Here is a 15,481-nt window from a genome sequence, read left to right as displayed (position 1 = left end):
CCGGTCTCGGCGGCGGCAACTCCGGCGAAGACGGCGCTGGCGGCAGCACAGGTGCTTTTGGGCCCAGCGGCAACTAAAGCGCATCATCGCACTGACCTTCTGCCGAACCCGGAGAGGCCGATTACCGGCGCTACGCTCGAAAACATGCCAGTGACCCAACAGGTCAGCGAATTCGAGGCGCTGCGACCGCATCTCATGTCGGTCGCCTACCGGCTCACCGGAACCGTGGCCGACGCCGAGGACATCGTCCAGGACGCCTGGCTGCGGTGGAGCATGCAGGACAGCGTGATCGACGACCTGCGGGCCTGGCTGACCACGGTGGTGAGCCGGCTGGGCCTGGACAGGTTGCGCTCGGCCGCACACCGGCGGGAGAGCTATACCGGCAACTGGCTGCCCGAGCCGGTCGTCACCGGATTCCCGGACGCGCAAGCGGCCGACCCGCTTTCTGCAGTGGTGGCCGCCGAGGACGCGCGGTTCGCGGCCATGGTGGTGCTGGAGCGCCTGCGACCCGATCAGCGGGTCGCGTTCGTGTTGCACGACGGGTTCGCGGTGCCGTTCGCCGAAGTGGCCGAGGTGTTGGGCACCAGCGCAGCGTCCGCGCGGCAACTGGCGTCGCGGGCTCGCAAAGCTGTCTCGGCGGCGCCACCGCCCGAGCCTGACCCTGCGCACGCCGAGGTGGTCGGCAAGCTGATGGCCGCCATGGCCGCCGGCGACATCGACACTGTGGTGTCGTTGTTGCACCCCGACGTCACCTTCACCGGCGACTCGAACGGCAAGGCGCCCACCGCCGTTCAGATCATCCGCGGTGCCGACAAGGTGGTCCGGTTCATGATGGGGCTGGCCCGCCGCTACGGCGACGCGTTCTACACCGCCAACCACCTGGCGTTGGTGAACGGCGAACTAGGTGCCTACACAACGGGTTTCCCCGCAGTGGACGGGCACCGGGAGATGGCACCGCGCGTCACCGCGATGACGGTGCGCGACGGAAAAGTGATCGCGCTGTGGGATATTGCCAACCCGGACAAGTTCACCGGGTCGCCACTGCGCGCTACACCGGCAGAATGATCGCCGTAGCCGGCGGGAGGGCGATCGCCTGACCACCGGGCGCCACATAGTCGTAACTGGGCGCGGGCCCGTAGATGCCGACGTGGCTGGGGCTGGTCGGACCCAGTCCGTTCCACATATCGTTGATCCAGCCCGTCGACAGTGTGTACACGGCCGCGGTGGCGCCGGGCGGAGAGAACTGGGTGATCAGCTGCAGGGCCAGGTCGATCAGCGGGCCACGGCCCAGCATCGAGTCGACATGGGAGCCGCCCGCGATCTCCGCGCCGACGAACTGGCTCGGGTACAGGCTGACCAACTGGCTCGTGGTGTTGCCGAAGGCATTCCACGCTTGCGGTGGCGCCGCCACCGTGTAGATCGGAACATTCGCCGCCTGCAGTTGGTTGACCGCGCCGCCGAAGACCGCATTGTTGTTGGCGACGCCGTCGAACATCACCACGCCCTTGAGGTGGTTGGTGCCGCCACCGAGATTCGCCAGGTAGTTGCCGGCGGCGATCGAGGTGAGGCCGCCTCCGGCCGAGTGGCCGGACAGGATGAAATCCTGGGGCAGGGTGCCGACGTAGCCGGCGTGTTGTGCGCTGGTGTTAAGCGCGGTCTGGGACCCCTGGAACAGTGACGCGACGCCCTGCTGCATCTCTGGGCTGCCGATCCACAGGCCCAACGGCAACGGAATCGACGGCACGGTCGGAGTCACGACGACGCTGTTGGTCTGCCCTGCCAACTCGATGGCAAGCGGCTGGTACAACCAACCGAACGCGCCGAAGCCGTGCGAGAAATACACCGTGCCGTTGGCGTTCACCGATCCGTTCGCCTGCGTCGGGAAGTACCACAGCGCCGGGGCGGGGAAATTGAACTGGGGAATAGGGAACCCGAGGAAAGAGGTTGGGCCGATCGGGATTTTCAGGAACGAGAAGCCGACTCGGACGCCGGTCACTCCGCCTGTGCCTGTGACGGGCAACGTGGAGGGGAAATTGATGTATTTGCCCAGGCCTACGGAATCTGTAGCGAAGTTGAGCAGCGCTCCCACCGTCGCGGCACCCGTGCCGTTGAACAGCGGACTTGTGGACAGGGGCGCGCACACGCTGCCGAGCTGTTGCAGCAGCCCCTGCAGCGGCGCCGCATTGGCGGCCTCGGCGGCCGCGTAGGCGGCACCGGCCGCGCTCACTGCCCGTTCGAACGCCGACTGGATCTGGGTTGTCGTCCGCGCGGTGAGCGCCTGCAACTCGTCGGCGTAGCTGCCGAAGAAAGTTGCGACGGCCGCCGACACCTCATCGGCCGCCGCCGCGGCGATCCCCGTCGTCGAGGGAGCCGCCGCCGCGGCGGCTTCTTCGATCGCTTGCCGGATGCCGGTCAGTTGTCCCGACGCCTGTGCAAGGGCCTCCGGTGCTGCGATCACGTACGACGACATCGATGGCTCCCCTTCCCCGGTGGCCCGACAACCTCGGGATCAGCCAAATTTTACGAGGTCAGAATTATTTAGTTCAGTAATTGAACGATTCGGCCGGATTTTTAGCACTAGGCCGTGTCGGCCCACGGCACCCGGCACGCGTCGCCGGAGTTGAAGCCCTGCTCGGTGATGCCCAGCGCCGAGTACATGCGTGCCCGCATGTTCTCGATGCCGATCTGGTAGGTCAGCTCGATCAGGCCGGCGTCGCCGAAGCGGGCCCGCAGATCCTCGACCTGCTCGTCGGTCACTGTATGGGGGTCGGTGGTCATCGCGTCGGCGTAGGCGATCGCGGCACGCTCGTCAGCGGAGAAGGCCGGTGACGTCGCGTAGCTGTCGATCTGCTTGAGCCGGTCGATGTCCAAGCCGTCCAGCCGCTGCAACATCTTGCCGAAATCCACGCACCACGAGCAGCCGATGGTCCGTGCGGTCCAGAAGACCGCCAACTCTCGCACGCTGGCCGGCAGTGTCCGCGATGCGTTCTGCAGCATCGTTTCGTGTACGGCGTTGGCGACCAGCAACCGCGGATGGTGGGCGGCGACGGTGAACGGTTCGGGCACCTCGCCGAACCGCCGCCTGGCGACTCGGTACATGGCGCGCACCAGCAGTCCGGCGCGCTGGGGAGGAACGGGTTCGATGCGGGTTTTCGGTGTCATGCCACTCAGACGAGGCAGCCCCCCGACATGTGACAGGGTTGCGGCAAGAATTCCCCAAGAATCCTCCAAGTGCCGTACCCGACTCTTGGTCGGTGGAACACGCAACGTCGTCGTACTGGGCGGTCACCGAATTCCCCCAGCTGAACGATCTCGAGGACCGGGCGTATGAAGAAGTCCTGATCGCCGACTCGCGACTGGACCAGCCGGGTATCCGCGCCGCGGTGGACGCGGTCTTCGAAGCCAACCCGACCCTGGGTGCGGTGTTCGAACCCAGCCGCGACCGCTGGCTGTCGCGCCCCGGTGGCAGCTGGAGCTGGGCGGTGGAGCCCCCCGGCGTGCCGGTCTCGGAAGTGATCTCCCGGCAACGCGCCGGCTACGACATGCGTACCGGCCGGTTGTTCGCGGTATCGCTGCTGCCCGGGAGTCCCGATCGGTTGGTGCTCACGGCGAGCCGGCTGTGCGTGGACGAGGACTCGTGGAACGCCGTCGTCGCCAGTCTCGTCTCGGCCTATGCGGCGTCCAAAGAAGGCGCCACCCTGGCGCCGGACGCCGAGTTCAGCGCAAGAGGTCGAGCCGGACACTCATGGGGGTGGCGGCGGGCAAATCGCCGGCGCCGATCACCGTCTTCGCGACCGGGGTCAGCGCGCTGAACAACGTCTGCAGTTCGCTGTCGTCCAGACCGTCGAACACCCGCAGTGCCAGCGCATCGGTGGTGGCTTCGAGGTGATCCTCGAGGTCGCGTCCAGCCGCGGTCAGACGGCCGCTGCCGTCCATCAGCCCGCGGTCGGCGAGGCTCTCCCGGCAGGCATCCCACTCGTCGTCGTCGTAGTGGCGCGAACGCTTCATGAACTCCTCGGACACCGCGCTGGCGGCGGTATGGAACACGTTCGACTCGCGCCCGGAGATGCCCGCGGCCACCAGTGCCGCCACGTGCCCGTCGCCGCGATGTTCGCGCAGCAGCGTCGTCGCGTGCCACAGCGCGGCCACCGGCTCCGACGGCACCGGCTGCGCGACGTTGGCGGCGAACAACGCGCGACCGCCCACCGCCGCCGCCCGCGCGGCGCGACAACCCAGTTCCGCTGCGGCAGTGACATTTTCATCAGGCCGCACGCCGCAGCGGTGCAGTGCCGAAACCGCCGAGTCCAGCCGGGCCTGCAGCGCCACCGACGGCCCGGCGACCGCCCACGCCGCCGGCAGTGACTTGGCCACCCGAGCCGGCGCGAAGTTGTAGAACACCGCGGTCACCACCTCCGGCGGCACCGCACCGAGCGGCGCCGACCGGGCGGCGAAGTATCCCATCCAGAAGCCGCGGTACCCGAGGCCGTCGAGCGCCGCACGCACCTCGGGTGCGAAGTAGGTCAGGGCATGGATCGGCTCGAAGCGGTCGTAGAACTGCCGGGCGAGCGCGGGGGTGCGTTGCATACCTGCGTTGATAGCATCCAGAAACGCTTCGGAGGAGGCTTGGTGACGGGGGACCTGGACGGGGAGGCTTTCGGGCGCTACCGGCTGCTCGAGGTGCTTCGCTGGGGCGGCGTCGGCACGGTCTACCGGGCCCGCGACACGATGATGACACGGGAAGTGGCAATCAAGATGATTGCCGCCGAGCCGACCTACCTCGATCGGTTTCGGCACGGGGTGTCGATCGCGGCGCGGCTGAACAATCCCAACATCATCCCGATCTACGAGGCCGGCGAAATCGACGGGCGCCTGTATCTGGTGATGCCGGTCGTGGACGGCATCGACTTGCAGACCATGTTGCGTCGCGACGGCCCGCTGAACCCGAAGCTGGCCGTGCGAGTGATCGAGCAGGCGGCCGCGGCGCTGGAGGCCGCGCACCCTTCCGGCCTGGTGCACGGTGACATCACGCCGTCGAACATCCTCGTGGTCGGCGGCGAATTCGTCTATCTGCTCGACTTCGGCCTCACCGCCGGCACCGGCACACCTGCCGATCCGCGCAGCGATATCTATGCGTTGACGTGCGTGCTCTACGAGTGCCTGACCGGGCAGCCGGCGGCAACGGCGGACCGTTGGGGGCAACCCCCCAAACCCAGCGAAGTCCACTTCACCAACCCGGTCGGATTCGACGAGGTGATCGCGCGCGGGATGGCCACAGACCCCGACGACCGCTATCAAACCGCCCGCGAGCTGGCCGTCGCCGCCCGGGAAGCGCTCGAGCCACCCGCGGCCACGGCGGCGGTGACGGCCGGGGAAAGGGACTTCGGTCGGTACCGGCTGTTCGAATTGCTCGGGGCGGGCGGCATGGGCTCGGTGTATCGCGCCCACGACACGGCGCTGAGCCGCGACGTGGCCGTCAAGGTGCTGCGGCCCGAACTGGCCGCCGAGCACGGCTATCAGGAGCGTTTCCGGCGTGAAGCCTATGCCGCGGGCAGACTGGCCAGCCCGCACATCATCCCGATCTATGAGGCCGGTGAGGTCGACGGCTGCCTGTATCTGGTGATGCCGATCGTCGACGGCGTCGATCTGCACCACGTGCTCGACAATGGCGGACCGCTGAGCCCGCAGCAGGCGGTGCGAGTCGTCGAACAGGTAGCCGCGGCACTGGACACAGCTCACAAGTCGGGGTTGGTGCATCGCGATGTGAAGCCGTCGAACCTGTTGATGGTCGGGGAAGAATTCGTGTACCTCATCGATTTCGGGCTCGTGCACGAGGCCGCTGCCACCCGCTTGACGCGCACGAACATCGCTCCCGGAAGTCCGGCGTATATGGCTCCGGAACGGTTCAAGACCGGCACCATCGCCGACGCTCGTGCCGATGTGTACTCGCTGGCCTGTGTGCTTTACGAGTGCTTGACCGCCCGGCCGCCGTTCAGTGGTGGGGTGGAGGGGTTGACCGCCGCGCATCTGTTCGACGAACCACCCAAACCCAGCCGCTTCGACCCGGCGATACCCGCCGGGTTCGATGAGGTGATTGCGCGCGGCATGGCCAAGCAGCCGGACGACCGATACCAGTCGGCACACGAACTGGCTGTGGCGGCCCGCGCGGCCCTGAACAGCAAACCCGCGAAGCCTTCCGTCGTCGCCGACGCCGTCGACTCCACGCAGGATGCCTACACCGTGCCGCCGCCGTCGCGCACTCGTCGCCGCGCCCTGCTGGCCGGCGTTGTCGCAGTCGTGGTCGGGCTGATCGCCGGTGCCGCATTCCTGGGGTTCACCCATCGATTCCCGTTCTACTCCAAGGAATCTCAGACTCAGCTGGTCTTGCCGTTCACCGGCCTCAGCGGGCCGCTCGGGGTAGCTGTGGACGCCGCCGGCAACGTCTACGTCACCGACACCGGCAACAGCCGGGTGCTGAAGCTCGCCGTGAACTCGACCACCCAGACCGTCGAACCGTTCTCCGGCTTGAACCGTCCCGGCGGTATAGCCGTCGACGACCAGGGCAACCTGGCGATCACCGAGCCGGCGAACAACCGGGTGATCGAACTGGCTGCGGGATCGACCGAACAGACCGTGGTGCCGTTGACCGACCTCGCCGGGCCCGCGGGGGTGGCCCTCTACACGCGCAGCCCCGGCACCGACCGGATCGTCGTCACCGACTCCGGGCACGACAGAGTGCTGACACTGAGCGCGCATTCATCGGACCAGAGGGAGTTGCCCTTCACCGGCCTGGACGGTCCCTCGGGCGTGGCGGTCGGCGGCGACGGTGGCCTTTTCGTCGTGGACCGGGAGAACGAGCGGGTTCTGAAGCTGCCCTGGACCGCGTCGGTTGCCACCGTTTTGCCGTATGCGGTGGGCCGCCCGGATTTCGTGGCAGTCGACCACACCGACAACTTGTACGTGACCGATAGCCGCGACAATCGGGTGATGAAGCTGCTCAAGGATTCGAACACGTCAATCACGTTGCCGTTCAAAGGACTTAAGGGTCCGCAGGGGGTCGCGGTCGATTCCGCGGGCAATGTGTACGTCGCGGACGCCGGCAACAATCGGGTACTGAAGCTGCCGCCAAACTAGCGCTCGCGCGCACGGGCAACCCCTCAGCGCGAGAACATCACCGCGCGCTTGACCTCCTGGATGGCCTTGGTCACCTGGATGCCGCGGGGGCAGGATTCGGTGCAGTTGAACGTGGTGCGGCAGCGCCATACGCCGTCCACCTCGTTGAGGATGTCGAGTCGCTGCGCGGCGGCCTCGTCGCGGCTGTCGAAGATGAAGCGGTGGGCGTTGACGATCGCGGCCGGGCCGAAGTAGCTGCCCTCATACCAGAACACCGGGCAGCTGGTGGTGCAGCAGGCGCACAGGATGCACTTGGTGGTGTCGTCGTAGCGGGCGCGGTCGGTGGGACTCTGAATGCGTTCGCGGGTGGGCGGATTGCCGGTGGTGATCAGGTACGGCTTGATCGCGCGGTAGGCGTCGAAGAACGGTTCCATGTCGACCACCAGGTCCTTTTCCACGGGCAGCCCGCGGATCGGCTCGACCGTGATGGTCAGTTTCTTGCCCGGTTTTTTCGGCAGCAGGTCGCGCATCAGCACCTTGCAGGCCAGCCGGTTCAGTCCGTTGATCCGCATGGCGTCCGAGCCACATACGCCGTGCGCGCAGGAGCGCCGGAAGGTCAGCGTCCCATCCAGATAACCCTTGATGTAGAGCAGCAGGTTGAGCAACCGGTCGCTGGGCAGGCAGGGCACCCGGAAGCTCTGCCAGCCACCGGTGGCCGCGAATTTGTCGGGGTCATCGGGGTCGAACCGGGCGATTTTCAACGTCACCATCACGGCGCCCTCGGGAACCGGCGGTAGGGGTGGCTCCGCCGTCGCAACCTCGGTGTCCACGCTCATCAGTACTTCCGCTCCTTCGGTTCGTAGCGGGTCTGCACGACGGGTTTGAAGTCCAGCCTGATGTCGCTGAGCAGGTCGGTCCCCTCCTTGTATGCCATGGTGTGGCGCATGTAGTTGACATCGTCGCGGTTGGGGTAGTCCTCGCGGGCGTGGCCGCCGCGGGATTCCTTGCGATTCAGCGCGCCCACCACGGTGACCTCGGCCAGCTCCAGCAGGAAGCCCAGCTCGATTGCCTCCAGCAGGTCGCTGTTGAAGCGTTTTCCCTTGTCGTGCACCGTGATTCGGGAGTAACGCTCTTTGAGTGCGTGAATGTCGGTGAGTGCCTGCTTCAACGTCTCCTCGGTGCGGAACACCGCGGCGTTGTTGTCCATGGACTGCTGCAGGGCGCTGCGGATGTCGGCGACGCGTTCGTTGCCGTGTTCGGAGAGGATGTCGCGGACCCAACCGACCACCATCGCCGCCGGCTCCGGCGGCATGTCGGCGAAGTCGTGGCTGCGGGCGTAGCGGGCGGCGGCAATCCCGGCGCGACGTCCGAACACGTTGATGTCCAGCAGCGAGTTGGTGCCCAGCCGGTTGGCGCCGTGCACCGACACGCAGGCGCACTCGCCCGCGGCGAACAGGCCCGGCACCGTGTTGGTGTTGTCGCGCAACACCTGTCCGGTGACCGTGGTCGGGATGCCGCCCATCACGTAGTGACACGTCGGATAGACCGGCACCAGCTCGTGCACCGGGTCCACCCCGAGGTAGGTGCGGGCGAACTCGGTGATGTCGGGCAGCTTGGCTTCCAGCACCTCCTCGCCGAGGTGGCGGACGTCGATGTAGACGTAGTCCTTGTTGGGTCCAGCGCCGCGGCCTTCCAGCACCTCGAGCACCATCGACCGGGCAACGATGTCACGGGGCGCCAGGTCGACGATCGTGGGAGCGTAGCGCTCCATGAAGCGTTCGCCGTCGGCGTTGAGCAGCCGGCCGCCCTCGCCGCGCACCGCTTCGGAGATCAGGATGCCCAGCCCGGCCAGCCCGGTCGGGTGGAACTGGTGAAACTCCATGTCTTCCAGCGGAAGTCCCTTGCGGAACACGATGCCGATGCCGTCTCCGGTCAGGGTATGCGCGTTGGATGTGGTCTTGTACATCCGGCCCGATCCGCCGGTTGCCAGCACGATCGCCTTGGCGTGGAAGACGTGGATGGTGCCGGTGGCCAGTTCGTAAGCCACCACTCCGGTTGCCACCGGGCCGGTCGGGGTCTGGGTGAGCGCCAGGTCCAGTGCGTAGAACTCGTTGAAGAACTGCACGTCGTGCTTGACGCAGTTCTGGTACAGCGTCTGCAGGATCATGTGGCCGGTGCGGTCGGCCGCGTAGCAGGCCCGGCGGACCGGGGCCTTGCCGTGGTCGCGCGTGTGTCCGCCGAAGCGGCGCTGGTCGATGCGGCCCTCGGGGGTGCGGTTGAACGGCATCCCCATCTTCTCGAGGTCCAGGACGGCGTCGATCGCCTCCTTGCACATGATCTCGACCGCGTCCTGGTCGGCGAGGTAGTCGCCGCCCTTGACGGTGTCGAACGTGTGCCACTCCCAGTTGTCCTCTTCGACGTTGGCCAGTGCCGCGCACATGCCACCCTGGGCCGCACCGGTGTGGCTGCGGGTGGGGTAGAGCTTGGTGAGCACCGCGGTGCGGACCGCAGGGCCGGCCTCCACCGCGGCACGCATGCCGGCGCCGCCGGCGCCGACGATGACCACGTCATATCGGTGTTGCTCGATCACCCGGTCGCCTTTCAGGAAATATTGGGATTGAACGTCATCAACACATAGGTGCCGAGCATCAGCGTGAACACCATCGACACGGTCAGCAGCGCATTCAGCCAGAATCGGGTGATGTTCTTGCGGCTGTAGTCGTCGATGATGGTGCGAATGCCGTTGCCGCCGTGCAACTGTGCCAGCCACAGCAGCAGCAGGTCCCACACCTGCCAGAACGGTGAGGCCCACCGCTGTGCGACGAAGTTGAAGTCCAGGCGGTACACGCCGTTGTCCCACATCAGCATGATGAAGATGTGTCCGACCGCCAGGAATACCAGGGCGATTCCGGAGAACCGCATGAACAGCCACGCGAACTTCTCGAAGTTCGGAATGCCCGCCCGCCGGCGCGGCGAACGCGGGTTGTCCAGGCTGGCCGGGCGGTAGTAGGCGCGTTGCTTCACCGGGGCCGTCTGGCTTGCGCCTTTTCGAGGTCCGAGTTGAAGGTCCGGGTTGCTCATCGGAAGTGCTCCCACATGTGGATGCCGGTTACCACGCCGGCCATCACCAACATCACCAGGAACGTCACGGCGACGATCCACAGCATCCGCCGCTGGTAGCGGGGGCCTTCGGACCAGAAGTCGATCAGGATGACCCGGATCCCGTTCAACGCGTGAAAGCCCACCGCGGCGATAAGGCCGTATTCCATCAGGCCGACAACCGGTGTCTTGTAGTCGGCCAGCACGGTGTTGTACGCCTGCGGGCTGACCCGCAGCACCGCCGAGTCCAGGACGTGGACGAACAGGAAGAAGAAGATTGTTGCCCCGCTGATACGGTGCAGCACCCACGCCCACATACCGGGGTCGCCGCGGTACAGGGTCCGTGGTGGCTTGCGCTTGCGTGACGATTCCGGCTTGACGGTTGTCGTCTTGACGACCACTGAGTACCACCTCATTCACGCCGTTGAGAAACCGGCTGCTGAAGGGCTACAGCCGGGCTTCCGAGCTTAGCTCGGGGAAGTTGCCCGCGATAGCAGCACAATGCGATCGACCTGCCCGGTCGCGGCGGGGCTAGGGTGAACTGGTTCGGGTCAGCCCAGCTGGAAGGGGGGTCGCGAAATGTCTGTCGTTGATTGGAATACGCTGCGGGACAAGGCGATTGATGCTTCCTCGGGTGCTTATGCACCCTATTCGAGGTTGCGGGTGGGCGCGGCCGCATTGGTGGACGACGGCCGGATTGTGACCGGTTGCAATGTGGAGAATGTCTCATATGGCCTTGGTCTCTGCGCCGAATGCGGCGTGGTGTGTGCGCTGTATTCCACCGGTGGCGGCCGGCTGGTCGCGCTGGCGTGCGTGGACGGGAACGGGTCGCCGTTGATGCCGTGCGGCAGGTGTCGTCAGGTGCTGCTCGAACACGGCGGTCCCGGGATGTTGATCGACCACCCGGCCGGCGCGCGGGCGCTCGGAGACCTGCTGCCGGATGCGTTCGGCCCCGACGACCTGGCCGGGCAGCAAAGCGGGGAAAACTCTTGACCGACATCGTGTTCGATGCGCCGACCGTGATCCGCACCAAGCGGGACGGTGGCCGGCTGTCCGATGCGGCCATCGACTGGGTGATCGCGGCCTACACCGAGGGGGCGGTCGCACCCGAACAGATGTCGGCCCTGTTGATGGCGATCTTCCTGCGTGGCATGGATAGGGCCGAGATCGCCCGCTGGACGGCCGCGATGCTGGCCTCCGGCCCCCGGATGGATTTCACCGACCTGGCCGCCAAGACCGTCGACAAGCACTCCACCGGCGGTGTCGGCGACAAGATCACGCTGCCGTTGGTGCCCGTGGTCGCGGCTTGCGGTGCGGCGGTACCGCAAGCGGCCGGGCGCGGACTGGGGCACGCCGGGGGTACCCTGGACAAACTCGAAGCCATCCCGGGGTTCACCGCAAATCTGTCCAATCACCAGGTGCGGCAGCAACTTTGCGACATCGGCGCGGCCATCTTCGCGGCCGGCGAGCTGGCGCCGGCCGACGCCAAGCTCTACGCGCTGCGCGACATCACCGGCACCGTCGAGTCGCTGCCGTTGATTGCCAGTTCGATCATGAGCAAGAAGCTGGCCGAAGGGGCCGCTGCGCTGGTGCTCGACGTCAAAGTCGGGTCCGGGGCTTACCTGAAGCCGGAATCGCGATCCCGGGAACTGGCCGAGACCATGGTCGAGCTGGGCACCGCGCACGGGGTGCCGACGCGCGCACTGCTCACCGACATGCAGTGCCCGCTGGGCGCGACCGTCGGAAACTCGGTCGAGGTGCAGGAGGCGCTGGAGGTGCTGGCCGGCGGTGGACCGCCCGACGTCGTGGAGCTGACCCTGCGGCTGGCCGCCGAGATGCTGGAGCTGGCCGGGATCGACGGCGTGGACCCCGCGCAGACTTTGCGCGACGGCACCGCGATGGACCGGTTCACCCGGCTGGTGGCCGCCCAGGGCGGGGATTTGTCGAAACCGTTGCCGATTGGTGGGCATTCGGAAACCGTCACAGCCACCCGGGGCGGCACAATGGGCGACATTGACGCGATGGCGGTGGGGCTGGCGGCGTGGCGCCTCGGTGCGGGCAGATCCCGGCCGGGGGCGCGGGTGCAACACGGCGCCGGCATCAGAATCCATCGGCGTCCGGGCGAGCCGGTCGCGGCGGGCGAGACGTTGTTCACGCTCTACACCGAGACCCCGGAGCGCTTCGGACCCGCGCTGGCGGAGTTGGACGGTGCCTTCAGCGTGGGAGACCAGCCGCCCGCGCCCCGGCCGTTGATCATCGATCGGATCATGCGATGAACCTGACCCTCGAGCAGATCCGGCAGGCGCCCAAGGCGCTGCTGCACGATCACCTGGACGGCGGGCTGCGCCCGGCCACCGTGCTGGAGATCGCCGGGGATATCGGCTACGACGAGTTGCCCGCCACCGATGCCGAGGAACTGGCCACCTGGTTCCGCACCCGCTCGCACAGCGGTTCGCTGGAGCGCTACCTCGAGCCGTTTTCGCACACGGTGGCGGTGATGCAGACTTCCGACGCGCTGTACCGGGTGGCCTACGAGTGCGTGCAGGACCTGGCGGCCGATGCGGTGGTATACGCCGAGATCCGGTTCGCGCCTGAGTTGCACATCAACCGTGGCCTGTCGTTCGACGAGGTGGTCGACGCGGTGCTGGCCGGTTTCGCGGCGGGGGAGAAGGCCTGTGCCGCCGACGGAACTCCGACCAAGGTCCGCTGCCTGGTGACCGCGATGCGCCACGCCGCCATGTCGCGGGAGATCGCCGAGCTGGCAATCCGGTTCCGGGACAAGGGCGTGGTGGGATTCGACATCGCCGGCGCCGAGGCCGGATACCCGCCGACCCGGCACCTGGACGCCTTCGAGTATATGCGAGATCACAACGCGCGCTTCACGATTCACGCGGGCGAGGCGTTCGGCCTGCCGTCCATCCACGAGGCGATCGCGTTCTGCGGCGCCGACCGGCTCGGTCACGGGGTGCGCATCGTCGACGACATCGAGGTGGGCCCGGACGGTGCCGTCGCGCTGGGCAGACTGGCGGCCATCCTGCGGGACAAGCGGGTTCCGCTGGAGATGTGCCCGAGTTCCAATGTGCAGACCGGCGCTGTGGCCAGCATCGCCGAGCATCCATTCGATCTTTTGGCGCGCAGCCGTTTTCGGGTGACCGTCAACACCGACAACCGGTTGATGAGCGACACCACCATGAGTCAGGAGATGCACCGGCTGGTGGAGGCGTTCGGCTACGGCTGGGCCGACCTGCAGCGCTTCACCATCAACGCGATGAAGTCGGCCTTCATTCACTTCGACGAGCGGCTGGCCATCATCGACGAGGTGATCAAGCCGCGGTATGCGGTGCTGATCGGGTAGCACCCAAGGGGCTGATCCAGGCTAACCCGGTGCGCCGTCGGTGCCCGGTGCGCCGTCTTCCCCGCTGACGCCGTGCGACCCGTCCACATGCGGTCCGAAGCCGTTCACCAGAGCGTGGCCGCCAGCGCCGCCGCTGCCGCCGGTGCCGGCGCTGCCGCCAGCGCCGCCGCCTCCGCCGGTGCCGGTAGCGCCGCGGTTACCCGCCTGGCCCGCCAACAACCCTCCGGCTCCACCGGCACCGCCGTCGCCTCCCGCACCGCCGTCACCGCCGCCGCCTCCGTTGCCGCCGTCACCGCCGTCACCGCCGTCGCCGCCGGCAACGGGTGCCGTCGACAACGCACCGGTTTTTGCGCCGCCGCCCGTCCCACCCGCGCCGCCGGAGCCGCCGCTTCCCCCGTCGCCGCCGGTGCCGGCATTGCCGCCGACGCCGCCGTCGCCGCCGGTGCCGAAGAGCCGTGAGGCAGCACCGCCAGCGCCACCGGCACCACCGCGACCACCCGCACCGCCGCCACCGCCGTCGTCGCCGGCACCGCCGGCACCGCCGGTAGTGCCCAGACTGTAGCTTCCGCCGTCGCTGGTCGCGGTATCCGGGACGTGTTGGCCCCCGCCCGCGCCACCGCTGCCGCCGGAGCCGCCCGTGCCGCCCGCACCGCCCGCACCGCCAGCGCCGCCAGCACCGCCGTTGCCCGCCAGCAGCCCTCCGGATCCGCCATTGCCGCCGGCACCGCCGGCACCGCCGGGACCGCCCGACGCGCCGGACGCGCCGTCACCGCCATTACCGCCCACCCCGCCGATAGCGACATCGTTGCCAAAGGCGGGCCCGCCATGGCCACCGGGGCCGCCGGCGCCACCGGGAACTCCGCCGTCAGCCCCGTGACCGCCTGCGCCACCGACCCCGGTGCCGCTGGCGCTGGAACCCAAACCGCCGGCACCGCCCGCGCCGCCGGTGCCGCCGGTGCCCCCGTCGCCGCCGGCACCGCCGACGGCGTACCCTTTGCCGACCAGGTCGCTGATGCCGCCGATGCCGCCCTTACCGCCTGTCCCGCCAGTTTCGGCGGCCCCCGCGTTGGCGCCGTCGCCGCCGTCGCCGCCGATCACATAGCCGCTCTGGGCGATCTGATCTTGGCCATGGGCACCGGTTCCAGCGGTAGGACCGGGCGTGGGGTTGACGGCGTTTGCCCCGTTCAGGCCGGTGCCACCGATCCCCCCGGCCCCGCCATTGCCGAACAGTCCCACGGCAGCACCGCCGTTACCGCCGATCCCGGCGTTGCCGCCGTTAATGCCACCCGCTGCGGCCCCACCGGCGCCCCCGGCGCCGCCATTGCCGTAGAGCCACCCGCCCGTTCCGCCGCTGCCGCCCGCTGAGCCGGCTCCGCCGGTTCCGCCCGAGCCACCGTGGCCCCACAGGCCGGCGGCCCCTCCGGCGCCGCCTCCCACCCCGGCGGCAGTACTGGTACCGCCGTTGCCGCCGTTGCCGTACAAGATGCCGCCGGCGCCGCCGGGTTGACCGATTCCGTTGACCGTCTGGCCGTTTGCGCCGTCGCCGATCAAGGGGCGACCCAGCAGGGTCTGCGTGGGTGCGTTGACGGCGTCGAGCACTTGCTGCCGGACGATCTGTAGCGGCGAAGCGTTCGCGGCCTCCGCGGCGGCGTACGCCGCGGCGCCTGCTGTCAGCGTGCGCACGAAGTGCGCATGAAACGCCGCGGCTTCGACACTGAGCGATTGGTAGGCCTGCGAGTGCGCGCTGAACAGAGCAGCGATCTGCCGGGACACGTCGTCCTCCGCAGCTGCGATCACCTGCGTTGGCACGGCCACTGCGGCGTTGGCCGAGTTGATCATCGAACCGATGCCGGCGAAATCGGAAACCGCTGCGGTCAGACCCTCAGCAGCGGCGAGCACAAAAGACATGGCCTACCT

The 15,481-nt window shown here is 68.0% G+C and carries 13 protein-coding genes and 1 pseudogene; 6 read left to right on the top strand and 8 right to left on the bottom strand.

Features of this window, described 5'->3' with window-relative positions:
- Positions 1-144: 144 nt before the first annotated feature.
- The gene (locus AC5Y7D_RS19805) at positions 145-1,065 is read left to right on the top strand and encodes a sigma-70 family RNA polymerase sigma factor (RefSeq protein WP_499926921.1); all 921 of its coding nucleotides are present in this window, start codon (positions 145-147) and stop codon (positions 1,063-1,065) included.
- On the opposite strand, the gene AC5Y7D_RS19800 is transcribed toward AC5Y7D_RS19805, so the two are convergent.
- Positions 1,049-2,470 (bottom strand): PE domain-containing protein, encoded by a 1,422-nt coding sequence (locus AC5Y7D_RS19800; protein ID WP_499926920.1) that lies wholly within the window; start codon positions 2,468-2,470, stop codon positions 1,049-1,051. The genes AC5Y7D_RS19805 and AC5Y7D_RS19800 overlap by 17 nt on opposite strands.
- A gap of 107 nt (positions 2,471-2,577) precedes the next feature.
- Positions 2,578-3,195: pseudogene (locus AC5Y7D_RS19795) on the bottom strand (carboxymuconolactone decarboxylase family protein); the annotation flags it as partial.
- Between the two features lie 59 nt (positions 3,196-3,254).
- Here AC5Y7D_RS19795 and AC5Y7D_RS19790 point away from each other — a divergent pair.
- A complete protein-coding gene (locus tag AC5Y7D_RS19790; protein ID WP_499926919.1) occupies positions 3,255-3,812 on the top strand; it encodes a condensation domain-containing protein in 558 nt (185 codons plus the stop codon).
- On the opposite strand, the gene AC5Y7D_RS19785 is transcribed toward AC5Y7D_RS19790, so the two are convergent.
- Positions 3,718-4,584, bottom strand: a complete 867-nt coding sequence (locus AC5Y7D_RS19785) for an SCO6745 family protein (RefSeq protein WP_499926918.1) — start codon at positions 4,582-4,584, stop codon at positions 3,718-3,720. The genes AC5Y7D_RS19790 and AC5Y7D_RS19785 overlap by 95 nt on opposite strands.
- Positions 4,585-4,626: 42 nt before the next feature.
- On the opposite strand from AC5Y7D_RS19785, the gene AC5Y7D_RS19780 reads away from it, so the two are divergent.
- Complete coding sequence (locus tag AC5Y7D_RS19780) at positions 4,627-7,131, top strand: serine/threonine-protein kinase PknD (RefSeq protein ID WP_499926916.1); 2,505 nt, start codon at positions 4,627-4,629, stop codon at positions 7,129-7,131.
- Between the two features lie 23 nt (positions 7,132-7,154).
- Here AC5Y7D_RS19780 and AC5Y7D_RS19775 read toward each other — a convergent pair whose 3' ends face one another.
- From AC5Y7D_RS19775 to sdhC, 4 genes are read right to left on the bottom strand one after another with little or no spacing between them, the layout of a single operon-like run.
- A complete protein-coding gene (locus tag AC5Y7D_RS19775; RefSeq protein ID WP_499926915.1) occupies positions 7,155-7,946 on the bottom strand; it encodes a succinate dehydrogenase iron-sulfur subunit in 792 nt (263 codons plus the stop codon).
- Positions 7,946-9,700 (bottom strand): succinate dehydrogenase flavoprotein subunit, encoded by a 1,755-nt coding sequence (gene sdhA / locus AC5Y7D_RS19770; protein WP_499926914.1) that lies wholly within the window; start codon positions 9,698-9,700, stop codon positions 7,946-7,948. The genes AC5Y7D_RS19775 and sdhA overlap by 1 nt, the downstream gene beginning before the upstream one ends.
- An 11-nt stretch (positions 9,701-9,711) precedes the next feature.
- Positions 9,712-10,191 (bottom strand): succinate dehydrogenase hydrophobic membrane anchor subunit, encoded by a 480-nt coding sequence (locus AC5Y7D_RS19765; RefSeq protein ID WP_499926913.1) that lies wholly within the window; start codon positions 10,189-10,191, stop codon positions 9,712-9,714.
- Entirely contained in the window at positions 10,188-10,526 is a 339-nt protein-coding gene (gene sdhC, locus AC5Y7D_RS19760) for a succinate dehydrogenase, cytochrome b556 subunit (protein WP_499926947.1), read from the bottom strand. Before sdhC ends, AC5Y7D_RS19765 begins: the two co-directional genes overlap by 4 nt.
- A gap of 262 nt (positions 10,527-10,788) precedes the next feature.
- On the opposite strand from sdhC, the gene AC5Y7D_RS19755 reads away from it, so the two are divergent.
- The 3 genes from AC5Y7D_RS19755 to AC5Y7D_RS19745 are packed head-to-tail and all read left to right on the top strand — an operon-like array spanning position 10,789 to position 13,564.
- Positions 10,789-11,202, top strand: a complete 414-nt coding sequence (locus AC5Y7D_RS19755; protein WP_499926911.1) for a cytidine deaminase — start codon at positions 10,789-10,791, stop codon at positions 11,200-11,202.
- Positions 11,199-12,485: a thymidine phosphorylase gene (locus tag AC5Y7D_RS19750; protein ID WP_499926910.1), complete on the top strand. Its 1,287-nt coding sequence runs from the start codon at positions 11,199-11,201 to the stop codon at positions 12,483-12,485. The genes AC5Y7D_RS19755 and AC5Y7D_RS19750 overlap by 4 nt, the downstream gene beginning before the upstream one ends.
- The gene (locus AC5Y7D_RS19745; RefSeq protein ID WP_499926908.1) at positions 12,482-13,564 is read left to right on the top strand and encodes an adenosine deaminase; all 1,083 of its coding nucleotides are present in this window, start codon (positions 12,482-12,484) and stop codon (positions 13,562-13,564) included. The genes AC5Y7D_RS19750 and AC5Y7D_RS19745 overlap by 4 nt, the downstream gene beginning before the upstream one ends.
- Positions 13,565-13,585: 21 nt before the next feature.
- On the opposite strand, the gene AC5Y7D_RS19740 is transcribed toward AC5Y7D_RS19745, so the two are convergent.
- Positions 13,586-15,472: a PE family protein gene (locus AC5Y7D_RS19740; RefSeq protein WP_499926907.1), complete on the bottom strand. Its 1,887-nt coding sequence runs from the start codon at positions 15,470-15,472 to the stop codon at positions 13,586-13,588.
- Positions 15,473-15,481 lie beyond the last annotated feature (9 nt).

Source organism: Mycobacterium sp. NGS49 (genome assembly GCF_059812565.1).
This window is presented reverse-complemented; position numbering and strand designations above follow the sequence as displayed.

Bases quoted from the DNA above. Each gene is read 5' to 3' on its own strand.
- AC5Y7D_RS19805 (WP_499926921.1), top strand. From the start codon at position 145: ATGCCAGTGACCCAACAGGTCAGCGAATTCGAGGCGCTGCGACCGCAT.
- AC5Y7D_RS19800 (WP_499926920.1), bottom strand. From the start codon at position 2,470: ATGTCGTCGTACGTGATCGCAGCACCGGAGGCCCTTGCACAGGCGTCG.
- AC5Y7D_RS19785 (WP_499926918.1), bottom strand. From the start codon at position 4,584: ATGCAACGCACCCCCGCGCTCGCCCGGCAGTTCTACGACCGCTTCGAG.
- AC5Y7D_RS19775 (WP_499926915.1), bottom strand. From the start codon at position 7,946: ATGAGCGTGGACACCGAGGTTGCGACGGCGGAGCCACCCCTACCGCCG.
- AC5Y7D_RS19765 (WP_499926913.1), bottom strand. From the start codon at position 10,191: ATGAGCAACCCGGACCTTCAACTCGGACCTCGAAAAGGCGCAAGCCAG.
- sdhC (WP_499926947.1), bottom strand. From the start codon at position 10,526: ATGTGGGCGTGGGTGCTGCACCGTATCAGCGGGGCAACAATCTTCTTC.
- AC5Y7D_RS19755 (WP_499926911.1), top strand. From the start codon at position 10,789: ATGTCTGTCGTTGATTGGAATACGCTGCGGGACAAGGCGATTGATGCT.
- AC5Y7D_RS19745 (WP_499926908.1), top strand. From the start codon at position 12,482: ATGAACCTGACCCTCGAGCAGATCCGGCAGGCGCCCAAGGCGCTGCTG.
- AC5Y7D_RS19740 (WP_499926907.1), bottom strand. From the start codon at position 15,472: ATGTCTTTTGTGCTCGCCGCTGCTGAGGGTCTGACCGCAGCGGTTTCC.